Here is a 22,649-nt window from a genome sequence, read left to right as displayed (position 1 = left end):
GGCAGTGTTGACTCAAGCGCTCAGCCAGACGTTACCCATGGGATAGAAGTCAGAGGGGTGTACCTGGAAACCCTGGACCTTTTTGCTCACCGCCGTGAACTTGTCGCCCCAGAACGGCTGCACGATCACGCAGGCGTCTTGCAGGATCTGCTCGACGCTTTGCATGGCCACCGCGCGTTGCTGCGGGTCGATGATGCCCATGGCCTTATCCAGCGCGGCATCGAAAGCCGGGTCGCTGTAGTGGCTTTCGTTCCAGGCGCCGCCGCCGCGATAAGCCAGTTCCAATGACATCACTCCGAGCGGGCGATGGGCCCAGTAGGTGAGGCTGAACGCGGCCTTGTCCCAGATCGGCCAGTACTGAGCGGCGGGCACCACTTTGAGGTTGATGCGTATCCCGGCTTCCAGGCAATTCTGCTGCAGGATCTGTGCGCAGTCCTGCTCATAGCGCCCCTGGGTATTGCCGACGATCAGGTCGATGTCCAGGCCATTGGGAAAGCCGGCTTCGGCGAGCAATTTCCTGGCTTGCGCCACGTCGCGGTTGCGCTTGGGCAGCGGGAAATATTCAGGATGGGAGGGCGCTACATGGTGGTCCTCGCCCAGGGTGCCCATGCCACGGTAGGCGATCTTCAGCATCTGCGCGTTGTCGGCGCACAGCACCACGGCTTTGCGGATGCGCAGGTCGGTGAACGGTTTCTGGTCGCAGGCCATGCGCATCACGACGGTTTGCGCGGATTTGCAACTGAGCAACTGTGCGCCGGGCAGGCGCTTGGCCAGGTCCAGTTCGGCCACGGTCACCCGGTACAACACGTCAACCTGGCCGGCCTGCAAGGCCGCAAGGTGAGTGGACACGTCGGTGCCCATGTCGATGTAGCGCAGTTCGTCGAGGTTGGCGGGCTTGCCCCAGTAATCGGCACGCTTGGCGAAGGTGGCCTGCTTGTTCACCGCGAATGAGACCAGCTTGAACGGCCCGGTGGCCAGCGGATTTTTCGCCCAGTCATCACCCGCCTTGAAGCTGCGGTGCACAATGGCGCAGGTGAAGGCGTTGAGCATCTCCGGGATCGCCAGAATGGGCCGCTTGAGGTGCAGGCGGAACTGGTAGTCCCCGATTTTTTCGAAGGCTTTGATGTCCTGGAACGCAGTGCGGTTGACCGACTTGGAGTCGGCGGCAATCCAGCGTTCGATGTTGTGTTGCACGTCGTCGACGTTGAAACGCTCGCCGTTGCTCCACGTCACGTCCTGGCGCAGGTTGAAGGTCCAGGTGGTGAGGTCCTCGGACGGGCTCCAGCTTTCGGCGAGGTAAGGGTGGGTGATGTTGTCGGCGTCGACCCAGGTCAGGTATTCCAGGGAATTGCGCAGCAGGTTCGAAGCTTCGATCCAGGTGATCAGCATCGGGTCCTGGATTTCCTGGATCGCACAGGCAAAGCGCAGGCTGCCGCCTTGGCGCGCGGGCGTGGCATCAGCGGCCTGAGCCTCGTTGCCCAGCAGGGCCGAGCCCAGGAAGGTGCTGGCGCTGGCGACGGTAACGCCCAGCAGTGCGGCGGTACGCAAAAACTGGCGGCGGTTTATCTCACCGCTTTTGACTTGGGCACACAGGTTGTCAACGGCTGGATGCGGCAGGGTGCCGCCCAGGGTAGTCAGGTCTTTCATAAGCCTCTCCGGTACTTGCGAATATGCGTTTTTGTTGAACCGCAAGGGTCAGTGGCAGGCGCAGCAACGGCGCAGCACGGACCTCTGTGAAGCCGGCAGAAGAACAAGGCAAAACGAAGTCAGGAGGCGGGCAATGGGGTAGGACATAGGGCAGCTCTCATGTTGTTTTTATTAGAGATGCCCGCAGTTTTGTCATTTGCGCAACGATGGACAAACGACAAATTCTGCGCAGTAACCTTCTATAAATGCATGTTACAGATCCGTCCCAGGGCCGCCTGTATTGCTGGACCGGTTCAGCGCGGCAACAGGCGCGCATCGAATGGGTAATCGGAGAGCAGCTCGATGCCGTGCTCGTGAATGTAGATCTGTTCTTCGAGCTTCACGCCTTCGCCGCCGTCGTCATGGCCAATGTAGCTCTCCACGCAGATGGTCATGCCGGCTTCGAACACACCGTCGTAACCCAGCGCATCAATGTCCTCACGGTGCACCACATAAGGGTATTCACCGGTCATGCCAACCCCGTGCACCAGCGCGAAATAACGGTTGTTCTTGTAGTGCTCGGGAATCTTCCAGGCCATCTCCGCATATTCCTTGAAGCTGCGTCCGGCCTTGAGCATTTCAACGTTGGTTTGCACTTGTTCATAGGCGAGTTTGTACAGCTCCTGCTGTTTGGCGGTGGCCGCCTGGTCGCCGCACAGGAAGGTGCGGGAAAAGTCCGCGTAATAACCGAAGCGCCCAACCACATCGGTGTCCAGCGCCACCAGGTCACCGGCTTCGATCGGCCGCGTGCTGCATTCCTGGAACCATGGGTTGGTTCGTGGGCCGGATGACAGCAGGCGTGTTTCCACATAGTCGCCGTCGGTGGCGATGACATGCTGGTGCAGGTGCGACCACAGCTGGTTTTCGGTGATGCCGGGCACCAATCGGCTTTCCATCAGGCGCACTCCGGCTTCGGTGGCGCGCAGGCTGGCGCGGATCATCTTCAGCTCATTGGGCACCTTGATGCAGCGTGCTCGCTCCAGCGGCTCCTGGGCGTCGAACACTTGATAGCCGAGGCGTTGCAGCTCGAATGCGGCGGCCGAAGTGGCACTTTCAATCGCAATGCGTTTACCGCCACCGCACTGTCGCACCAGCTCATCAATCTCGGCGGCCCAGTCGGCGGTGACGTTGCTCAGGAAGCTGTCGCAAAAATAGTAGGAAATCGCTTTGGCCGGGCGGACTTCATCGACGGTGTTCAGGCTTTCGGCCAAGTGCAGGCAGCCGCCGAACTCGAAGACCACCACCGGGCCTTCCGCCGGGATAAACGCATAGCGTGCCGGGTTGCGGGCCGAGTACACCTGCATGTTGCGCGAGCCGGTGGCGTAGCGCATGTGGGTCGGGTCGAACAGCACACAGGCGGCGTAGTCGCGTTTTTTCAGTTCGTTGCGTACCCGTTGCAGGCGGTCCAGCTGGATCTGCTGGATCTCGTCATAGGTGGGTTCACAGTCGGCGGGGTTGCGGTTCGGGCCGGACAGACTCATGGGGATTCCTCGCAGGGCAAATACGGTTTTTTGAGTTTTTGGAGAGGTCAATCAGTCGAGCAACTGGTCGCTGCGTACCAGGTTGCGTTCGGCTTGCAGATGCGCTTCGGACAGGCGTCCGTAAAGCTGTTTGGTACGTTGGGCGCGGCCGATGATCCCGGGCTTTTCCGAGTAGGCGAAAATCGCCGTGTTGCGTTCGATGGTGCCTTCCACGCGGGTCACGCGGTGCACCGAGAAGCGGCCCTTGAAGATCTGCAAGTCGCCGGGGTTGAGCTCCAGTTCCTGCACGCGCGCGCGGTCTTCACCGCGCACCACTTTGCCGACGGCACCGAGGTTTTCCTGGCTGCGCGAGCGGATCATCGGCGCGTACTCGAACCGGCCGCCGGCCTCGGGCTTCTGGGTCATCATGCTGACGATGAATTCGTTGGTGTCGAAGTGCCAAGGCTGTTCGGTGCCCTCGGGCATGACGTTGATCACCAGCCCGGCGAAAGGGTCGGCGTATTCGAAAATCTCCGGTTCATCCAGGCAGGCGCCGATAAAGCGTTTCATCATGGGGGAGACGTACAGCCGGTGAATGATCGCGTCAGGAGCGATCATGTCGCGGGTCACAAAGCCGCTGGTGCGCTCCATGAATGTGCGACGCGGATCATCCTGGGGCAGGCTGGGGTCATCCTCGGTGAAGTACGCGTTGACTTTGCGCACCGAATAAAAGGTCTTGCCCGACAGCGCCTGGCCTTCCTGGCGCGCCTGCTCCAGCACTTGCGGGCGCAGGAAGTTCTTCAGCAGGCAGCAACCGTCCTCAGCCAGTTCGGCGCGGGCGTGTTCAATGAGTGCGCGTAATTGAACATGGCCCGAATCATGTATGGGATAGAGTTCGGTATTAACGATGTCGCTGATATCGCCGGTTTCGGCATCGGCAAGTTTAAGACTCATACACGGCTCCTGAAGTCGGTGGTGGTGTTGAGTCGATAGTTGCGTAAAGCGGTTTGAAGTGGAAATTACAAGTTGTGATCGAATCCATCGGCAGGGGCGATAGTTATGTCAGGCGAACTGGATGGCAGCTTACTTAAAGTGTTTGTGGCAATTATCGAGTGCCAGGGTTTTTCGGCCGCCGCCGAGCGTCTGCATAAAACCCAGTCCACCGTCAGCCAGAGCTTGCAACGACTCGAAGAGATTGTCGGCGCGCCACTGATCCATCGCACCAGCCGCTCCATTGGCCTCACGCCAAGCGGGGAAACCTTTCTGATCTATGCCCGGCAAATCCTCAAGCTGCACGTCGAGGCGATCAGTGCCGCGCAATTGCCCAACGAGCAGGTGTGTATCCACTTGGGCATGCCCGAGGACTACGCCGAATACTGCCTGGGCGGGATGCTCAAGGATTTCCAGGCACAGTTTGCCCAGGTGCGTCCGGATGTCTGCTGCGAAATGTCGACTGCGCTGGTCGGCCGCTTGCTGCGCGGCGAGCTGGACCTGGTGCTGGGGGTTGAGCATGCCGGCTTGCAGCCCGGGGAATACCTGTGCGATGAGCCGCTGGCGTGGGTCGCAGCACCGAGCTGGAGTGCGGTGGGGCGCCAGTCGGTGCCGCTTGCGGTGTACGCCGAGGGCTGCGCATTCAGGGCCAATGCCGTGCAGGCGCTGGCCCACGCGGGGCGTTCTTGGCAAGTGGTCTACACCAGCCAGAGCCCGCGCGGGATTGCGATTGCCATCGAGCAAGGATTGTCCGTGGGCGTCATGGCTCGGCGATTAGTGCCGCAGGGCTGGCAGATTCTGGACGAGCGCCAGGGCTTTCCGCCGATTGCCCCGGCGCGCCTGATGTTCTGGCGCTCAACCGGTTGCCAGGTACCGGAGGTGGACGCACTGGTGCAGATTCTACAACGTCAGTTAGGCGATTCAGGGAGCCGGCAACACCGGCACTTCGACAGCCTTCGCACGAGCCATGCGCTTGAGCAATAGCAGGCTGGCCAGCACCCAGCCGGTGATCCAGGCATGCACCACGGCAAACTCGCCGCTGACCTGCAACAACCCGCCGCACAGTGCATTGGCCGCGGCGCTGGCCAGGCCATAGCTGACCATGCTCAGGCTCACCACCTGCAGGCTGTGCACCGGGCTCAGGCGGGCACTGAGGTAGGCCGCCATCAAGCCCCAGGACGGGAAATAAAACAGAGCGAACAAGGCGGCTGCCCACACACTGAGCAACAGGCTGGGATGGCCCAGCAGGCCGAGCATGGCCAGGCCGAAGGCACCGATACTCAGCGCCATGACCCTCAGCGCGCCCCAGCGATCGGCCAGCGCCCCGAGCAGCAGCCCGCCGACGGCGCCTCCGATGCCGATCAGCGTCCACAGCGTACCGGTCACGGTGGCGCTGGCCTGCAATTGATCGCTGGCAAACGCCGATAGAAAATTGAGAAACGGCCCACTGATCGCGCCGATAAACCCGCTGAGCAGCACAATCTGCAGGGCCACCGGTTGCTCAAGGCACAGGCGCAGCCACTGCCTGGCGACCTCGCTGAAGGTGGGCGGCGTCGCGGAGCGGGGCGCCTGCTCTGCGTGGGGCGCCAAGGCCCAGAGCGTCAGCAGGGTGACCAGCAGCGTCAAACCGGCGCAAATCAACCAGAATTGGCGCAAGGTCAAGCCCTGCAAGCCTGCAATCAGCAGCCCGTTCAAGCAGATTGCAAAGGCCGCTCCCGACGATGCCAACCCTAATACACGGCTACGGTGGCTGGCGGGGATCACCTCACGGGCCAAGGCTGCAATCGCGTTCCAGTTCGACACCGCGCACGCCGACACCAGTGCCAGGCACAGTGCAAACGGCAGCACCCACGGCGTGGCGACGGCCAGCGCCAGCAGGACCGGGCTCAATACGATCGTCAGGCGCACCATGGTGCGCGGGTTTACCCACGCGGCGGCAATGCCGCTGGCTATCGAAGCGCCCATGTAGAACAGTTGCAGCAGCGCGGCAATCAGCGCGGCCTGGCTGTAGCTCAACTCAAATAACTCACGGATCTGCGGCAATAACGCCGAATACAGGAAAATACTGAAACCGTGGGTGGTTGCATTGCAGGCGGTGAACACAAGTGCCAGCAGCCCGATACTTCGTCGCGATGAGAAAGTTGTTGTCGACATGCTGCGGCCCGAAGTTAATAAGTGAATAAGTTTTCAGCCAGACTAACTTTTGTGGCAGGTCAGTCACCAATGCTTAATTGTCTTAGTGTGCATGCGTAATACGCGTGCTATTTATTCGATAACGACGCTAACCGTCGAAAAACGACGCGGGAGATTAAAGCCGAGTGTTTTTCAGCGATGCTGGGTGCTACCGCTGAACTGATACAAAAAGGTATGTTGTGTGAAAATTTTCCTGCGGTGCCGTGGGAATTCGCTCCCTTGTCAGTTGCTGTCGAGTGCCCTCCATGAAACGTAAAATGCCCGGTCTCAATGCCCTCAAAGCCTTCGAAGTCGCCGGCAGCACCGGCAGCTTTACCCGGGCGGCGGAACTGTTGAACGTGACCCAGAGCGCAGTCAGCCGCCAGGTGCGCCAGCTTGAAGAACAATTGGGCGAGAGTCTGCTGGAGCGTCGCCATCATCACCTCGAACTCACCAGCGCCGGGCGCGTGCTGCTGCGCGCGCTGCACCAGTCCTTCGACAAGATCGAGCTGACGGTGCGTAGCATCCAGCAGAAAACCCACTCCAACCGCCTGCACATCAACGCACCGCCGACGTTCACCAGTCGCTGGTTGATGCCGCGCCTGGGGCGCTTGCATGAGGCGCACCCGGAGTTGGAACTGAGCATTACCACGTGCTTGCAAGACAGCCTGGCGCAGACCAGTACGCTCGATTGCGCGATTCGGTTTGGCAATGGTGAGTGGGACGGGCTGGACAGTTCCTTGTTGATCCAGGAGCGGCATATCGCGGTGTGCGCGCCCTCGCTGTATGCCCGCGAATGCAGCGATGGCGTGGATCTGAATCGCATGACCTTGCTGCATGTGCTGGCCAATGAGGACCAGCGTTACCTGACCTGGAAGCACTGGCTGGATGCGGCGCGGATTCATGGGGTGGATACGCAGGGCGGGTATGAATTCGACCTGCTGGACCTGGCGATCCGGGCGGCGACGGATCGGTTGGGGATTACCATCGCGGATTGGCATATGGTCGCGGCGGAACTGGCCAGTGGGCAGTTGACGCAGGTGTTGAATGTGCATGTGGAGGGGCATCAGTCGTATTGGCTGGTGACCCGACCCGAGCAGACGGATATGCCGCAGTTGCAGGTGTTCGAGCGATGGTTGCAGGAGGAGATCTGGTTGGCGCAGCGGCAGTTGGAGCCGTCTACGGCGGCGGGTTGATTACCCCTAACCTGCATTTTTCGAATGTTACCCCACCCAATAAGTCGTTTGCCCGCCCTCCATACAACGACAAAACTGCATGTCACTCGCAAAACAACAACGTTGGGCAAACCACATGCAATTCGAGCGCAATTTCTACAACGGCCAGTTCGTCGAACCGGCCAGCGATGCCCTGATCGCCGTCTACAACCCTGCCGATGAAACCCTCGCCGGTCACGTCAGTGCCGCCAGCGCCGACGAAGCCATCGCTGCCGTCGACGCCGCTGCCGTCGCCCAGAAAACCTGGGGCAAGCTCACCAGCATCGAGCGCGCCGAGCACCTTCGCGCCTTGGCCGATGCCCTGGACAGCCACGCCGTAGCCATCGGCACGGCCCTGGCCAGGGAGTCCGGTAAAAGCGTCAGTGACGCGAGCAACGAAGCACGCTACGCCGCGCAGATCACCCGTTACCATGCCGAATGGGCGCGCCGTATCGAAGGCGAGATCATCCCCAGCGACACGCCGGACGAAAACCTGTTCCTGCAACGCGAACCGATTGGCGTGGTGGCTTGCCTGATTCCGTTCAACTATCCGGTGTATACCTTGCTGCGCAAGATCGCCCCGGCGTTGATCGCCGGTAACACGGTGGTGGTGCGCCCGAGCAACAACACGCCGCTGTCGGCGTTTGAAATCGCCAGAGCGGTGGTCAATGCCGGGATTCCAGCCGGTGTGATCAACATCCTGACCATGGACCACGCCACCGCAGCTAGCGTCTGCACGCACAAGGCGGTCGGCCTGATTACCCTCACCGGCAGCGTGAATGCCGGGCGTATCGTGCTCGATTACTGCAAGGCCAACATCGCCAAGCCGTCCCTGGAACTGGGCGGCAAGACGCCGGCGATCATCGAAGCCGATGCCGACCTGGAAAAGGCCGCCAGCGCCATCGTCGCGTCCAAGACCACGCACTGCGGCCAGCTGTGTACGGCGGTGGAGCGGGTGTATGTGCACGAGGCGGTCCATGACGCATTCCTCGCACTGATGAAAACCAAAATCAGCGCAGTGAAGTTCGGCGACCGTGCCAACGACGAAAGCCTGATGGGCCCGCTGGCCAACGCCAGTTCCCGCAAGAATATTCATGCCATGGTCGAGCGCGCCGTTGCCGCCGGTGCTGTACTGGAAACAGGCGGCGTGCTGCCCGACGGCCCTGGGCATTTCTATCCGCCGACCTTGCTCAGCCATTGCCGCCAGGACATGGAAATCATCCAGGAAGAAATCTTCGGCCCGGTGCTGCCGGTGCTCAAGTACCGCGACATCGATGAGGCGCTGGCGATGGCCAACGACCACCAGTTCGGTCTGTCGTCGGTGCTTTACACCGAGAACTACCGCACGGCAATGAAAGTGGCGAATGCGATCGAGGCCGGCGAGTTGTATGTCAATCGGACCCCGGCGGACCCCTACCAGGGTTTCCACGCCGGATGGAAACGCTCAGGGCTGGGCGGCGACGACGGCAAGCACGGGATGCTGGAGTTCACCCAGACCCGCTTGGTGGTCATGAAGTACTGAGCCAAGCACACCGCTGCACCTTTAATAAAAACAATTATCAGGGCACCCGTGCATCGGGCGCCCGAGGTCTACACGATGTCCAAGCCTGCACCTGTTGCCCAGGGTTCCGTTGCCGTGTCCGTGGCAAGCAGCGACAAAGCCAGTCGCTATTTCCAACTGCTATTACTGGTACTGGCGGCGGGGGCGATCTACCCGATCCTCTACCTGCGCCAGGTCTACCAGACCACCATGCTCGATGTGTTCCAGATCAACCACAGCGAGCTGGGTTACCTGTACTCCATGCTCGGCACGGTTTTTTTGCTCAGCTACTTGCCCAGCGGTTGGCTGGCCGACCGTTTGCCGCCGCGCTTTTTGATCTTCTTCTCGCTGGTCGCGACCGGTGCATTGGGCTTGTGGTACGCCAGCGTGCCGTCGATGACCGGCTTGATGATCATCTTCGCTTGCTGGGGGCTGACCACCGGCCTGACTTTTTGGGCCTCGGTGCTCAAGCGCGTGAAGATGATTGCGCACCCCTCTGAGCAGGGCCGTTTCTTCGGCATTCTCGACGGCGGGCGCGGCCTGGTGGAAGCCTTGTTGGCGACCGTGGCCCTGGGTCTGTTTGCCTATGCCACCGAAACGCAAAGCCGGTCGGCGGCTGAAGGTTTCAAGCAGGTGGTGTACCTGTACTCGTTTATCTGCATCGCCATCGGCTGCGGATTGGTGTTGCTCAAAGACCCCAAGTCCCTGGCCGAAACGGCAGCGGTGGAGAAGGGCAAGTTCAACCTGATCACCGACCTGACGACATTGGTGAAGATCCCTGAACTGTGGCTGGTGACCGCCATCGTGTTCTGCGGTTACCACATGTTCTGGGCCACCTACAGTTTTTCCGACTACCTGCAAGGCAGCGGCATGACCGCCGTGATGGCCGGCACCATCACGACCATCAAGCTGTGGATGCGCCCCATCGGCGGCATCGGTGGCGGTTGGCTGGGGGACAAGTTCTCGAACATTTCGGTGCTGATTGTCGCGCTGGTGCTGGTGACCCTGGCCATGCTCGGGCTGATCGTCTTCCCTGCGTTCAACAGCCTGGCCCTGCTGATCGGCACGGTGATCTTTATCGGACTGATGACCTACGCGATTCGCGGCCTGTACTGGGCGATCCTCGACAGCTGCGACATCCCGCTACGCATCACCGGCTTGGCCATCGGCATTGTGTCGGTGGTGGGTTACTTGCCCGACACCTTTATCCCCTTGATCAACGGCTACTTGACCGAGACCTACCCGGGCAAGGCCGGCTACACCCTGTATTTCGGCTACATCGCCTTTATCGGCGTGCTCGGGACCCTGGCGGCCCTGACCTTGCGCGCCCGGATCAACCGTAAAAAATTCAACCGGACAGGTGCCTGAGATGAAAATCGTCGCCCTTGAAACCCATATCGTTGCCGTACCACCGCCGCACATTGGCGGGATGTACTGGCTGTTCGTCAAGCTCAAGACCGACTGTGGCATTGAAGGCGTCGGCGAGATTTACGCCGCCACCTTCGGCCCCAAGGCCATGCTGCCGATCATTGAGGATGTGTTCGAGCGCTACCTGCTCAACCATGACCCGCACCACATCGAGCGGTTTTTCCGTCAGGCCTATTCCAGCGGTTTCACCCAGCGCCCGGACCTGACCATGATGGGCGTGGTCAGCGGCCTGGAAATGGCCTGCTGGGACATCATCGGCAAGGCCGCCAACAAGCCGGTCTACGAGTTGCTGGGCGGCAAGGTCAACGAGCGCTTGCGTTCCTACACCTACCTGTACCCGGTCAACAGCAAGGGCGAGTATGACTATGACGACCCGGACCTGGCGGCCGAATGCGCCATCGAGAACATGAACAAAGGCTTTACCGCGCTGAAGTTCGACCCGGCCGGGCCGTACACCGCTTATTCCGGTCACCAGGTCTCCCTGCAAGTGCTGGAGCGTTGCGAGACTTTCTGCCGCAAGATCCGTGAAGCGGTGGGTGACCGGTGCGACCTGCTGTTCGGCACCCACGGGCAGATGGTGCCGTCGTCGGCCATCCGCCTGGCCAAGCGTCTGGAGAAATACGACCCGCTGTGGTTCGAAGAACCGGTGCCGCCAGGCCAGGAAGACGCGATGGCCCAGGTTGCGGCCAAGACCAGCATCCCCATTGCCACGGGGGAGCGCCTGACCACCAAGTACGAATTTTTCAAGCTGCTGCAAGCGGGCGGCGCTTCGATTCTGCAAATGAACGTGGCGCGCTGTGGCGGGCTGCTGGAAGCCAAGAAGATCGCGAGCATGGCCGAGGCTTATTACGCGCAGATCGCGCCTCACCTTTACAACGGGCCGATTGGCGCGGCGGCGAGTTTCCAACTGGCGACCTGTACGCCGAATTTCCTGATCCAGGAAAGCATCATGACCTGGGGTGGTTTCCACGCCGAGGTGCTGACCAGGCCGCTGCACTGGGAAGACGGCTACATCATCCCGTCCACCGAACCCGGGCTTGGCGTGGAGCTGAATATGGACGTGGTGCGCAAGCACACGCCGTATACCGGCGAACGCCTGCACCTGCAAATGGCGCCAACCCCGGCTGACGTCAAAGACACTTCGCCCGCCAAGGGCTAAAAACGACTTACGCGGTAACCGTGAATGACATATGACTACATCATCGCCGGTGCTGGCGCCGCAGGCTGTGTCCTGGCCAACCGGCTGTCCGCTTCGGGCAAATACTCCGTGTTGCTGCTCGAAGCCGGCGGCAAGGACAGTTCCTGGTGGTTCAAGATCCCGGTCGGTTTCGCCAAGATGTATTACAACCCGACCTTCAACTGGATGTACTACAGCCAGCCGCAAAAGCAGTTGGCCGATCGGGCGATCTATGCGCCTCGCGGCAAGGTACAGGGTGGCTCGGGCTCGATCAACGCAATGATCTACGTGCGCGGCCAGGCCCATGACTTCAATGACTGGGCGGCGAATGGCAACGACGGCTGGAGTTTTGCGGACGTGCTGCCGTACTTTCGCAAGCTGGAAAACCACCCCTTGGGTGACACCGAGTATCACGGTGGCAGTGGCCCCATCAGCATCACACCGATGAAGGGCCATACCCACCCGATTTGCGACGTGTTTCTCAAAGGCTGCGAGCAACTCGGTTATGGCTTGAGCGATGACTTCAACGGCCCGAACTTTGAAGGCGCGGGCCTGTATGACGTCAACACGCGCAATGGCGAGCGCTGCTCCAGCAGTTTTGCGCACCTGCATCCGGCGCTCGGCCGTACCAATTTGACGGTGGAACTGCACGCATTGGTCGACCGCGTGCTGTTCGACGACCAGCAGCGCGCCACGGGCATCAGCGTGACCCAGCACGGCGTGGCCCGCACCTTTACCGCACGCAAGGAGGTCATCCTGTGTGCCGGTGCGGTGGACACGCCGAAAATCCTGCAATTGTCCGGTGTGGCGGATCAACAACTGCTCGCTGAACACAATATCCCACTGGTCAAGCACCTGCCGGCCGTGGGCGAAAACCTGCAGGACCACCTGTGCGTCAGCTATTACTACAAGGCCAATATCCCGACCCTCAACGACCAGCTTGGCTCGCTGTTCGGCCAACTGAAGCTGGGCCTCAAGTACCTGTTCACGCGAAAGGGCGCGCTGGCGATGAGCGTCAACCAGGCCGGCGGGTTCTTCCGTGGAAACGCCGAGCAGACTGACCCGAACCTGCAGCTGTACTTCAACCCGCTGTCCTACCAGATTCCGAAAAACAACAAGGCCAGCCTCAAGCCCGAGCCGTACTCCGGATTCCTGCTGTGCTTCAATCCGTGTCGGCCCACCAGTCGCGGCACCATCCGCATAGCCTCGAAAAACCCGCGTGATGCAGCGCTGATCGACCCCAACTACCTGAGCACCCAGAAGGACATCGACGAGGTGATCCAGGGCAGTCGATTGATGCGCAAGATCATGCAGGCGCCTGCGCTCAAGGGCATCACGGTGGCCGAGGTTCTACCCGGCGCGGCGGTGCAGAGCGATGAGCAGATGCTGCAATACTTTCGCGAAAACAGCGGCTCGATCTACCACCTCTGCGGCTCCTGCGCCATGGGCTCGGACCCGCGTACATCGGTGGTGGACAAGCGCTTGAAGGTGCATGGACTGGACGGATTGCGCATTGTCGATGCGTCGATCTTCCCGAATGTGACTTCGGGCAATACCCATGCGGCGGTGTTGATGGTGGCGGAGAAGGGCGCGGATCTGATTTTGCAGGATGCTTGAGGCATTCCCGACACCGATGCACCAGGGGCAATGCCAGCCACAGTGACAGCGTTGCGCCTCGCCTGGCTGGCATTAGGGCCCGACCGCCCACTACTGGATCAGATCACGTGCGCTCGCTGCAATTGCGTCAGGGACAACGCTTTGAGCTGCGCCAGCATTGGGTCACGGCGGTCTCTGGGGTGCGGTAGGTCCACCGCCAATGCCTGGCGAATGCTGCTTGGCCGGTTGCCCATCACCAGCACCCGATCACTCAAGTACAGCGCCTCGTCCACATCGTGGGTGACCAACAGCAGCGCGATGGCATGGTGCTCGGCCAGTTGCAGCAGCAAGTCCTGCAGCTTCATGCGGGTAAACGCATCCACCGCGCTGAACGGCTCATCCAGCAGCAAGACCTGCGGTCGCGAATACAGGCCACGGGCGATGGCCACTCGTTGCGCCATGCCCCCGGACAATGCCTTGGGCAGCGCCTGGGCAAAGCCCTTGAGGCCGACTTCCTCGATCAATTGCGTGACCCAGGCTTTATCGTAGTGGTTGTCGTCGCTGAAACCGATGTTCTGCTCCACCGTCAGCCAGGGCATCAGGCGCGGTTCCTGGAACACAAATGCGACTTCTCCATCCGGGCTGCGCAGTTCTCCCTGATAGTCCTTGTCCAGCCCGGCGACGATACGCAACAGCGTACTTTTGCCACAGCCGCTTGGCCCCAGCAGGCTCACGGTTTCGCGAGGTTGCAAGGCCAGACTCACGTCGCTCAACACCACGGTGTCGCTGAAGCTCTTTCGCTCCACGCGCATATCCAATAACGGCGATGCAGTCACTGCTCCGCTCCTTGACCGTTGAAGGTATCGCGCCACGCCAGGCAGCGCTTTTCCAGCGCCGCGAGCAGGCCATCGCTGACCTTCCCCAACAGCGCCAATACGATGATCGCCGCCAGCACGATGTCCGGCCGTGAGGTTTCGCGCCCATCGCTGAGCAGGTAGCCCAAGCCCTTGGTGGCTGCGATCAGTTCAGCCGCCACCAGGAACATCCACGCCAGGCTCAAACCGCTGCGCAAACCGGTAAACAAGCCGGGCAGGGCGGCGGGCAGGAGGATGCGGCGTACCAATCGGCGTCGACTGAAGCCATACATTTGGCCCACTTCCACCAGCTTGCGATCGATATCGCGAATGGCCGCGACGCCATTGAGGTACACCGGGAAGAACGCGCCAATCGCGATCAGCACAATCTTCGAGGTTTCATCGATACCTAGCCACAACAGCAACAGCGGTACCCAGGCCAAGCTCGGGATCGAACGCAACCCGGCGAACGTCGGCTCCAGGTAAGCTTCGGCCTCACGGCTCAACCCTACCCAGGCGGCAAATACCAGGGCCAGCCCGGCGCCGATGGCAAAGCCCAGCAGCACGCGGCCCAGGCTGGCGCTGATGTGCTTCCACAGCGCGCCCTCGGCCAGCTGCGTCAGGGTCACGGCAATTTCGCTGGGCGCCGGCATCTGGTACGACGGCAACCAACCCACCCGGACTACCCCTTCCAGGATCAGCAGGATCAGCACCGGCAACACCAGGCCCTTGAGCCTGCGTGGCCAGGCGCTGCGGTTGATCACCTGCGGTGGCGTCAGCGGCAAAATCTGGGTCTTGCTGGTCATCCCGCGCCCCTTATTGACTGAACGAGGTGTCGATCAACTGGTCGATCACCTGGTCCACGTTCACCCCGCGCCGCACCAGTTCTTCAGACACCAGGATCGGCGCCGCGGCCTTGGATGACACGACATCCTTGCTGCTCAGGAACGGTGTGCTCAAGTCGGTGCGCGACAGTTGCAACTTGGCCACTTCCAACGGCAAGCCCGACTCGTCGGCCAGCAGCTTGGCGAATTCATCCGGGTGCCTCACCGCCCAGTCACGGGCTTTCTCGTAGGCGCCGAGCACTTTGGTGATGGTCTGCGGATGCTCCTTGGCGAACGTCTCGGTAACGCTGACCACGCCATAACTGTTGAAGTCCTTGTTGCGATAGAGCAGGCGCGAACCGGCCTGGATTTCACTGGCGGCCATATGCGGATCGAGACCGGCCCAGGCGTCGACGTCGCCTTTCTCCAGGGCGGTGCGGCCATCCGGATGTTGCAGGTGCACCAATTCCACATCGTCCTTGTTCAGCCCGGCCTTTTGCAGGCTGCGCAGGGTGAACAGGTACGGGTCGGTACCTTTGGTGGCGGCGATTTTCTTGCCCTTGAGGTCGGTGAGATTTTTAAGCGACGAGTCCTTGCGCACCACCAGGGCCGTCCATTCGGCGCGACTGTATACGTACACCGATTTGATCGGGCTGCCATTAGCGCGGCTCAAAACCGCAGACAGGCTGGCGGAAGACGCGAAGTCGACGCCGCCGCTGTTGAGGTACTCCAGGGACCGGTTGCTACCCTGGCTCAATACCCAGCCGACCTTGGAGTTCGGCAAGGCCTGCTCCAGCCAGCCGAAATGCTTGAGCACCAGGCTGACGGGCGAATAGTAGGCGTAGTCGAGGTTGACTTGGGCCGGATCTGTCTCGGCGGCAAAGGCCTGTGGTTGCAGGCACAGCGCGAGGGCGAAGACGCCCAATAAGCGTTGGGTAATGGGTTTCATGGAACCGCTCCGAAAGGCATGGGAAGGAGATTTTTCTTATGCTTAGAAAATTAGTCGGCATGTTCCATCATGCTTTTCGGGAATATGCAGTCTCTGTGCCAGCGGGTTCGGCAGCGTATTGGCGGGGGGGGGCCGGGATGAATGCTGTGGTGAGAGGGGCAGATTGTTGAATCACTGTTTGCTGGGCAACACTTCTCAATATATCCATAAGGAATAAATAAATAGTTATATATTCCTTTTGTGTTTTTCTCCGTTGCTGCATCTTGAGGGCCTGCGCATTCGTGCGGATTGACCCAACAGCTAAAGGAAAGCCGACATGACCATTAAAGCGATCAACGTGCGCAACCAGTTCAAGGGCGTGATCAAGGAAATACTGCAGGGCGAAGTGGTGTCCGAAATCGACGTGCAGACCGCATCCGGCATCGTCACTTCGGTGATCACCACCCGTTCGGTGCGTGATCTGGAATTGAAGGTGGGCAGTGAGGTCATCGCTTTTGTGAAGTCGACGGAAGTGTCGATCGCCAAGCTCTGACCGCGCGTTCCCACGCCTTGCGTGGGAACACCGCCCAGGCGCTCTGCGTGTCAGCGATGACGCAGGGCGCGCTCCATGCGTTGCACGCCTTCTTCCAGCATCGACCGTGGGCAACCGAAGTTAAGGCGCACGAATTGTTGGCTCTCATCGCCGAATTCGATCCCCGCACTCAAGCCGACCTTGGCCTGTTCCAGGAAGAATTGCTGCGGGTCGTCCAGGCCCAGGGCGCTGCAATCCAGCCAGGCCAGGAAGGTGCCTTGCGGAGCATGCATCACCACGCCAGGCAGGCGGGTTTGCACGGCGTCGAGCAGGTAGTCACGGTTGGCTTGCAGGTACTTGACCAAGGCCTCCAGCCATTCTGTGCATTCGCTGTAGGCGGCGCGGGTGGCTTCCAGGCCCAGGGGGCTGACGCTGTCGACCATGCCGCAACGCGCGTTGTTGAAGCGTTCGCGGATCTCGGCGTTCTGCACCACGGCAAAACAGGTCTTCAGGCCGGCCACGTTGTAGGCTTTGCTCGCCGACATCAACGTGATGGTGCGCTGGGCAATCTCAGGGCTGAGGCTGGCGGTGGGGATGTGGCGGCGACCGTCGAAGCACAACTCGGCGTGGATTTCATCGCTGATGATCAACGCGCCGTTTTCCAGGCAGGCGTTAGCCACGGCCAGCAGTTCTTCGCGGGGGAAGACTTTGCCGATCGGGTTATGCGGGTTGCTCAACAGCAGCGCGCCGGCACCGTCCAGTGACTTCTGCAGGGTCGCCAGCGGGGTGAGGTATTCAGCGCCGACCCGCTCAAACGGTACTTCGATGCGTGGCAGGTGCCAGTGGCCGGGTGCCAGGCGAATCGGGCGGTAGTTCGGGGTCTGCAGCACCACCGGCTGGCCCGGTTGCACAAAGGCGTGCAGCGCCATATTGAAGCCGGGTTCGACGCCGGGCAGGAACAGCAACTCCTCCGGCTGCACCCGCCAGGCGTACTTGGCCCACAGGTCGGCCACGATGGCTTCGCGCACATCCGGGCCGGCCACGCTGTAGCCCAGAACCTGCTGGTCCAGGCGCTGGTGCAAGGCGTGCAGCACGGCCGGGGGGGCGGCGATATCCATGTCGGCGATCCACATCGGCAACACGTCAGGCGGGTAACGGTTCCACTTGGTGCTGCCGGTGCCGAGGCGTGGGTGGATCGTGTCGAAATCAAAGCTCATGGGCGGCTCGTATCAGGAAGGCGGGCAAACAATGGCGCCGATTCTAGCGCCATTAATTTTATAGGCCAGTGCTGATTGCCGCAGATAGTTGTTGGTGGGCCTGTTCCACGGCGTGATTGACCGCTGCTTCACCGCGCACCATGGCCGGCAGGTAGGCAAAGTCCACCGAGCGAATGCCGATCGTCGCCAGGACGGTGGTCAGGTACGGCGTGAGAAAGTCCGGCTCGTGGCCTTTGCGCGCATTGCCGGAGCTGACCAGCACAAAGGTGCGCCGGTCGTGCAACAGGCCGACCTTTTCAAACTGCGGGTTGACCGTGAAACTGCGATGGATGCGCACCACATGGTCGATCCAGGCCTTGAGCGCTGCCGGCACGGTGAAGTTGTGTACCGGGGTGCACAGGATCAGCAGGTCGCAGGCTTCCAGTTCAACAATCAGCTGTTCCGACACTGCCGTCGCGTCGCCATTCAGGCCGCCAGGCGTGGTCAGGGCATCTGCGTATTCGCGGGTCAGCGGCGGCAACGCCTGGCCGCCGTAGTCGCGTTCAGTGACCTGGGCCTGCGGCAGCAGGTCGCGCAGCAGGGCGCGGCCCAGTTTGAAGCCATGTGCGGCTTTGCCGTGGGGGCTGAAGCTGAGTAACAAGGCACGGGTCATGGGTTCAGATCCTGAGAGAAGTGCATGCCAAGCGGTAACAGGCCCTGGCGGAAGTAGAAGCGCTGGGCCAGGGCCATGTGCATGCCGGTGTCCAATACCAGGTAACGATAACCGCGTGCGCGGGTTTCTTCGCGCACGCGGTCCAGCAATTGTTCGCCGAGGCGACGACGTTGCAAGGCGGCATCGACGACCAGATCGTCGACATAGATGAAGCGGCCATACAAGGTGTTTTCCGTCAGCCGGTAACCAATCAGGCCGATCACCTTACCTTGTTCTCGGGCGGCCAGCAGGTGGTAGCCGTTCTGCTGTTGGCGTTGGACCTGCTCGGCAAAGGTGACGGCATCCGTCAGGTGCGGGCGCAGTTGCTGCATTACCGCAAAGCTTGCGATGCAGTCGGCTTCAGTCTGCATCGGCACGAATTCGACCTGTTCATTCATGATCTTGATTCACCAGATGGGCTTTGACGGCGGCCGGCACCTTGCGAAAGCTGATGGCGACGCGGTTCAAGGCGTTCATCAGGGCGATCGCCAGGGTCAGGTCGGCCACTTCCTTGTCATTGAACAGCGCCGAGACCCTGGTGTAATCGGCGTCCGGCACCTGGGTCTGCGCCACCTGGGTGACCACCTCGGCCCAGGCCAGGGCCGCACATTCACGCGGTGTGAACAGCGGCGAGGCCTCATGCCAGGCGGCGACCAGCATCAGCTTCTCCAGATCGATGCCCTGTTTGAGCAGGTCGCGGGAGTGGGAGTCCAGGCAATAGGCACAGCCGTTGAGTTGGGAAACCCGCAGGTACACCAGGTCAATCAACTCTTTCTCCAGGCCGCAGCCGTGGATGTAGCGGTGCACTGAACCGAGGGCACTGTAGCCCGCAGGAGCGGCTTGGGCGTAATCGAGTCGGTGTTTCATGGGCGATCCTGTGTGGAGTAAGTGATGCGTCATTTTCAGTGGCTGACGGATCGCTCGACAGGGGCATGATTGGACAAGTGGGTTGGGACATGATCAGACTTCGCCGTGTATCCCTGTCGAGCCCGCCCGTGATGTCAGCTTTGCCCAAGTACCAGGAAATCTACCGGCGTTTTCGCTTGGCCATTGACCAGGGCCAGTTCGGCCCCGGTGACCGCGTGCCGTCCGTGCGCAGCTTGGCGCTGGAGCTCAAGGTGGCGCGGGGCACGGTGGAGACGGCCTATCAACTGCTGGTCAGCGAAGGTTTTTTTGAGGCCCGCGGTCAGGCGGGCACGGTGATCGCTGCGTCGCTGCCGACGGTGTCGGTCAAGCCGTTGCCGGTGGTTGAGCCTGTGGTACGCAGCCCCCTGGCCTTGCAGATGGGCCTGCCGGCCCTCGATGCCTTCCCGCGTAAGCTGTGGGCGCGGCTGGTGACCCAACAAGTGCGCCGCACCGATTCCGACAGCCTGGCGATGGGTGACGTGCGCGGCGCCCAGGCGCTGCGTGTGGCCATTGCCAACTACCTGGCGTTGTACCGCGGCGTGCAGTGCGCACCACAGCAGGTATTTGTCTGCGCCGGTTATGCCGGATGCCTGACGCTGCTGTGCGATGCGCTGCAGATGGCAGGGCAACGCTGCTGGTTCGAAGACCCTGGCTACTTGCATGGGCGTCAACTGTTGACCCATTGCGGCGTGGATTTGGTGCCGGTGCCGGTCGACCGTGATGGCCTGGACGTAGCGCAGGGCATTCGACGCGACATGCAGGCGCGGCTGGCAGTGGTCACCCCGGCGCATCAAAGCCCGTTGGGTGTGGCCTTGAGCCGGGAGCGGCGGCAGGCCTTGCTGGCATGGGCCGGGGAGCAGGGCAGTTGGGTGGTCGAGGATGATTACGACAGTGAATTTCGCTACCGGGGCCAACCGCTGGCGGCGCTCAAGAGCCAGGATCACGATGACCGGGTCATCCATGCCGGGAGTTTCAGCAAGATGCTGTTTCCCGGGCTGCGCCTCGGCTATCTGGTGGTGCCCACCGCCTTGGTGGCGGCATTTGAGCGCAGCGCCCAGGCGTTGCAGCAGCGCAGCGCGCAGTTATTGCAACTGACCACGGCAGACTTCCTGGAGCAGGGACATTTCACCCGGCATCTGAAGAAGATGCGCCAGTTATATGCGCAGCGGCATGGGTTGCTGGTCAATGCGATGGCAACGCATTGCGCGGGTCTTTTGCGGGTGGATGAGCAAGCAGGGGGGATTAATCTGCTGGTGCGCCTGGAGGTGGCGGTATCGGACCAGGCCGTGGCTGAGGCAGCGAACGCGGCGGGCCTGGCGGTACAGGCGCTGTCGGTGTGGAGCCTGGGGGCACATCGCGAGCAGGGCTTGTTGATGGGGTTCACGAATGTCGCCACGGCGCAACAAGCGTCGGAGCTGGCCTTGTTGCTGCGCGGCGTGATCGAGTCGTCATCGTTCTGTGACCGACAAGTTCTGTAATAAAAACGCCATTGCGCTGGGGATTAAAACCGGGAAGGGCTATTTTGGTGCACCTCAACAACTAGAGTAGCCATGGATGAAATACCAACCCTTCAGCCGTACTTTGATTGCTACTGCACTGGTGTTGACCGTCAGCGGTGTGCAAGCTGCGTCCCAGGCTCCGGTGGCCGGTGAAAATGGCATGGTGGTCACCGCCCAGCATTTGGCCACTCATGTGGGCGTGGATGTGCTCAAGGCCGGCGGCAACGCGGTGGATGCGGCCGTTGCGGTCGGCTATGCGCTGGCGGTGGTGTACCCGGCGGCGGGCAATCTCGGCGGCGGCGGTTTCATGACCGTGCAACTGGCCGACGGGCGCAAGACCTTCCTCGACTTCCGCGAAAAAGCCCCCCTGGCGGCCACCGCCAACATGTACCTGGACAAAGATGGCATGGTCATCGACGGCCTCAGTGCCAAGGGCCATTTGGCGGTCGGGGTCCCCGGCACCGTGTCCGGCATGGAGCTGGCGCTGAGCAAATACGGGACCCTCAAGCGCGCCCAGGTGATTGCCCCGGCGATCAAACTGGCCGAAAACGGCTTCGAACTGGAGCAGGGGGATATCGACCTGCTGCACACGGCCACCGGTGAATTCGAAAAAGACCCGGACCTGCGCGGGATCTTCCTGCACAACGGCCAGCCGATGCAGGTCGGCCAGAAGCTGGTGCAGAAAGACCTGGCCAAGACCCTCAAGGAAATTTCCGCCAAGGGCAGCGACGGTTTCTATAAAGGCTGGGTCGCCAAGGCGCTGGTGGATTCCAGCCAGGCCGGCAAAGGCATCATCACCCAGGCCGACCTGGACAAATACAAGACCCGTGAACTGGCGCCCATCGAGTGCGATTACCGGGGTTACCACGTCGTCTCGGCGCCGCCGCCAAGCTCGGGGGGCGTGGTGATCTGCCAGATCATGAACATCCTCGAAGGCTACCCGATGGCCGACCTCGGCTATCACTCGGCCCAGGGCCTGCACTACCAGATTGAAGCCATGCGCCATGCCTACGTGGACCGTAACAGCTACCTGGGCGACCCGGACTTCGTGAAGAACCCGATCGCCCACCTGCTGGACAAGGACTATGCCGCCAAGCTGCGTGCCGCCATCGACCCGCAGAAAGCCGGCGACTCCCAGGCGATCAAACCGGGCGTATCGCCCCATGAAGGCAACAACACCACGCACTATTCGATTGTCGACAAGTGGGGCAACGCGGTCTCGGTGACCTATACCCTCAACGACTGGTTCGGTGCCGGCGTGATGGCGAGCAAAACCGGGGTGATCCTCAACGATGAAATGGACGACTTCACCGTCAAGGTCGGCGTGCCGAACATGTACGGCCTGGTCCAGGGCGAAGCCAACGCCATCGCACCGGGCAAGGCGCCGCTGTCGTCGATGAGCCCGACCATCGTGACCAAGGATGGCAAGGCGGTGATGGTGGTGGGCACGCCGGGTGGCAGCCGTATCATCACGGCCACCTTGCTGACCATTCTCAATGTCATCGACTACAAGATGAACATTCAGGAGGCGGTGGATGCGCCACGTTTCCACCAGCAGTGGATGCCGCCAGCCACCAACCTGGAACGGTTTGCCGTAAGCCCCGATACCCAGAAGATCCTGGAAAGCTGGGGCCATCAGTTTGCGGGCCCTCAGGATGCCAACCACTTGGCGGCGATTCTGGTCGGCGCGCCTTCACTGGAGGGTAAGCCGGTGGGTAATAACCGCTTCTATGGGGCGAATGATCCGCGTCGCAATACCGGCTTGTCATTGGGCTACTGATCACGTCGCAACACCTGCCTGTCACTGGGCTGCTAATGACGTCGCAACACCTGCCCGTCACTGGGCTGTAGTGAGCGGGCTTGCCCCGCGCTGGGTGGCGCAGCCGCCCCAACAGGACGCCTCGGTTTTTCAGGAAGACTGCGGTGCCTGGATTG

The 22,649-nt window shown here is 61.3% G+C and carries 20 protein-coding genes; 9 read left to right on the top strand and 11 right to left on the bottom strand.

The window, feature by feature from the left end; translation table 11 throughout:
* Positions 1–12 precede the first annotated feature (12 nt).
* The 3 genes from ACQRBT_RS23670 to ACQRBT_RS23660 all read right to left on the bottom strand — a co-directional run bounded on the left by ACQRBT_RS23670 (position 13) and on the right by ACQRBT_RS23660 (position 4,100).
* Positions 13–1,647, bottom strand: coding sequence for an ABC transporter substrate-binding protein (locus ACQRBT_RS23670; protein ID WP_411983935.1), 1,635 nt, complete (start codon positions 1,645–1,647; stop codon positions 13–15).
* A 293-nt stretch (positions 1,648–1,940) separates the two neighbouring features.
* Entirely contained in the window at positions 1,941–3,167 is a 1,227-nt protein-coding gene (locus ACQRBT_RS23665) for a M24 family metallopeptidase (RefSeq protein ID WP_412046852.1), read from the bottom strand.
* A gap of 51 nt (positions 3,168–3,218) precedes the next feature.
* Entirely contained in the window at positions 3,219–4,100 is an 882-nt protein-coding gene (locus ACQRBT_RS23660; protein WP_060752774.1) for a HalD/BesD family halogenase, read from the bottom strand.
* A 105-nt stretch (positions 4,101–4,205) separates the two neighbouring features.
* Between ACQRBT_RS23660 and ACQRBT_RS23655 the strand changes: the two genes are divergently transcribed.
* On the top strand, positions 4,206–5,120 hold the full coding sequence (locus ACQRBT_RS23655) for a LysR family transcriptional regulator (RefSeq protein ID WP_412046853.1): 915 nt from the start codon (positions 4,206–4,208) through the stop codon (positions 5,118–5,120).
* Here ACQRBT_RS23655 and ACQRBT_RS23650 read toward each other — a convergent pair.
* A complete protein-coding gene (locus tag ACQRBT_RS23650) occupies positions 5,058–6,290 on the bottom strand; it encodes an MFS transporter (protein WP_412046854.1) in 1,233 nt (410 codons plus the stop codon). The two genes, ACQRBT_RS23655 and ACQRBT_RS23650, sit on opposite strands and share 63 nt — an antisense overlap.
* A 284-nt stretch (positions 6,291–6,574) precedes the next feature.
* Here ACQRBT_RS23650 and ACQRBT_RS23645 point away from each other — a divergent pair, with 284 nt between their 5' ends.
* The 5 genes from ACQRBT_RS23645 to ACQRBT_RS23625 all read left to right on the top strand — a co-directional run bounded on the left by ACQRBT_RS23645 (position 6,575) and on the right by ACQRBT_RS23625 (position 13,284).
* The gene (locus ACQRBT_RS23645) at positions 6,575–7,504 is read left to right on the top strand and encodes a LysR substrate-binding domain-containing protein (RefSeq protein ID WP_412046855.1); all 930 of its coding nucleotides are present in this window, start codon (positions 6,575–6,577) and stop codon (positions 7,502–7,504) included.
* A 115-nt stretch (positions 7,505–7,619) separates the two neighbouring features.
* On the top strand, positions 7,620–9,044 hold the full coding sequence (gene aldA / locus ACQRBT_RS23640) for an aldehyde dehydrogenase (RefSeq protein WP_412046862.1): 1,425 nt from the start codon (positions 7,620–7,622) through the stop codon (positions 9,042–9,044).
* Positions 9,045–9,119: 75 nt separating this feature from the next.
* Positions 9,120–10,430, top strand: coding sequence for an MFS transporter (locus tag ACQRBT_RS23635; protein WP_411983938.1), 1,311 nt, complete (start codon positions 9,120–9,122; stop codon positions 10,428–10,430).
* A gap of 1 nt (position 10,431) precedes the next feature.
* Positions 10,432–11,649, top strand: a complete 1,218-nt coding sequence (locus ACQRBT_RS23630) for a mandelate racemase/muconate lactonizing enzyme family protein (RefSeq protein ID WP_060752780.1) — start codon at positions 10,432–10,434, stop codon at positions 11,647–11,649.
* A gap of 24 nt (positions 11,650–11,673) precedes the next feature.
* Positions 11,674–13,284, top strand: a complete 1,611-nt coding sequence (locus ACQRBT_RS23625; protein WP_412046856.1) for a GMC family oxidoreductase — start codon at positions 11,674–11,676, stop codon at positions 13,282–13,284.
* Between the two features lie 98 nt (positions 13,285–13,382).
* Here ACQRBT_RS23625 and ACQRBT_RS23620 read toward each other — a convergent pair whose 3' ends face one another.
* The 3 genes from ACQRBT_RS23620 to ACQRBT_RS23610 are packed head-to-tail and all read right to left on the bottom strand — an operon-like array spanning position 13,383 to position 15,890.
* On the bottom strand, positions 13,383–14,075 hold the full coding sequence (locus tag ACQRBT_RS23620; RefSeq protein ID WP_412046863.1) for an ABC transporter ATP-binding protein: 693 nt from the start codon (positions 14,073–14,075) through the stop codon (positions 13,383–13,385).
* A 20-nt stretch (positions 14,076–14,095) separates the two neighbouring features.
* Positions 14,096–14,923: an ABC transporter permease gene (locus ACQRBT_RS23615; protein WP_205343718.1), complete on the bottom strand. Its 828-nt coding sequence runs from the start codon at positions 14,921–14,923 to the stop codon at positions 14,096–14,098.
* Positions 14,924–14,933: 10 nt separating this feature from the next.
* Positions 14,934–15,890, bottom strand: coding sequence for an aliphatic sulfonate ABC transporter substrate-binding protein (locus ACQRBT_RS23610; protein ID WP_412046857.1), 957 nt, complete (start codon positions 15,888–15,890; stop codon positions 14,934–14,936).
* A gap of 316 nt (positions 15,891–16,206) precedes the next feature.
* Between ACQRBT_RS23610 and ACQRBT_RS23605 the strand changes: the two genes are divergently transcribed.
* Positions 16,207–16,422, top strand: coding sequence for a TOBE domain-containing protein (locus tag ACQRBT_RS23605; RefSeq protein ID WP_060752785.1), 216 nt, complete (start codon positions 16,207–16,209; stop codon positions 16,420–16,422).
* A gap of 50 nt (positions 16,423–16,472) precedes the next feature.
* Here ACQRBT_RS23605 and ACQRBT_RS23600 read toward each other — a convergent pair whose 3' ends face one another.
* The 4 genes from ACQRBT_RS23600 to ACQRBT_RS23585 are packed head-to-tail and all read right to left on the bottom strand — an operon-like array spanning position 16,473 to position 19,176.
* Entirely contained in the window at positions 16,473–17,618 is a 1,146-nt protein-coding gene (locus ACQRBT_RS23600; protein ID WP_060752786.1) for a MalY/PatB family protein, read from the bottom strand.
* Between the two features lie 58 nt (positions 17,619–17,676).
* Entirely contained in the window at positions 17,677–18,270 is a 594-nt protein-coding gene (locus ACQRBT_RS23595) for an FMN-dependent NADH-azoreductase (RefSeq protein WP_412046858.1), read from the bottom strand.
* Entirely contained in the window at positions 18,267–18,707 is a 441-nt protein-coding gene (locus tag ACQRBT_RS23590) for a GNAT family N-acetyltransferase (RefSeq protein ID WP_198762966.1), read from the bottom strand. Before ACQRBT_RS23590 ends, ACQRBT_RS23595 begins: the two co-directional genes overlap by 4 nt.
* Positions 18,700–19,176 (bottom strand): carboxymuconolactone decarboxylase family protein, encoded by a 477-nt coding sequence (locus ACQRBT_RS23585; protein WP_060752789.1) that lies wholly within the window; start codon positions 19,174–19,176, stop codon positions 18,700–18,702. Before ACQRBT_RS23585 ends, ACQRBT_RS23590 begins: the two co-directional genes overlap by 8 nt.
* Positions 19,177–19,307: 131 nt before the next feature.
* Here ACQRBT_RS23585 and ACQRBT_RS23580 point away from each other — a divergent pair, with 131 nt between their 5' ends.
* Both ACQRBT_RS23580 and ggt read left to right on the top strand, forming a co-directional pair.
* The gene (locus ACQRBT_RS23580; RefSeq protein ID WP_412046864.1) at positions 19,308–20,693 is read left to right on the top strand and encodes a PLP-dependent aminotransferase family protein; all 1,386 of its coding nucleotides are present in this window, start codon (positions 19,308–19,310) and stop codon (positions 20,691–20,693) included.
* 76 nt (positions 20,694–20,769) lie between these two features.
* The gene (gene ggt / locus ACQRBT_RS23575; protein ID WP_412046859.1) at positions 20,770–22,494 is read left to right on the top strand and encodes a gamma-glutamyltransferase; all 1,725 of its coding nucleotides are present in this window, start codon (positions 20,770–20,772) and stop codon (positions 22,492–22,494) included.
* Positions 22,495–22,649: the final 155 nt, after the last annotated feature.

It is taken from the genome of Pseudomonas sp. R19M (assembly GCF_050312585.1).
GTDB lineage: Bacteria > Pseudomonadota > Gammaproteobacteria > Pseudomonadales > Pseudomonadaceae > Aquipseudomonas > Aquipseudomonas palleroniana.
The sequence above is the reverse complement of the archived record's forward strand: the minus strand, read 5'-3'. Positions and strand labels throughout refer to the sequence as shown.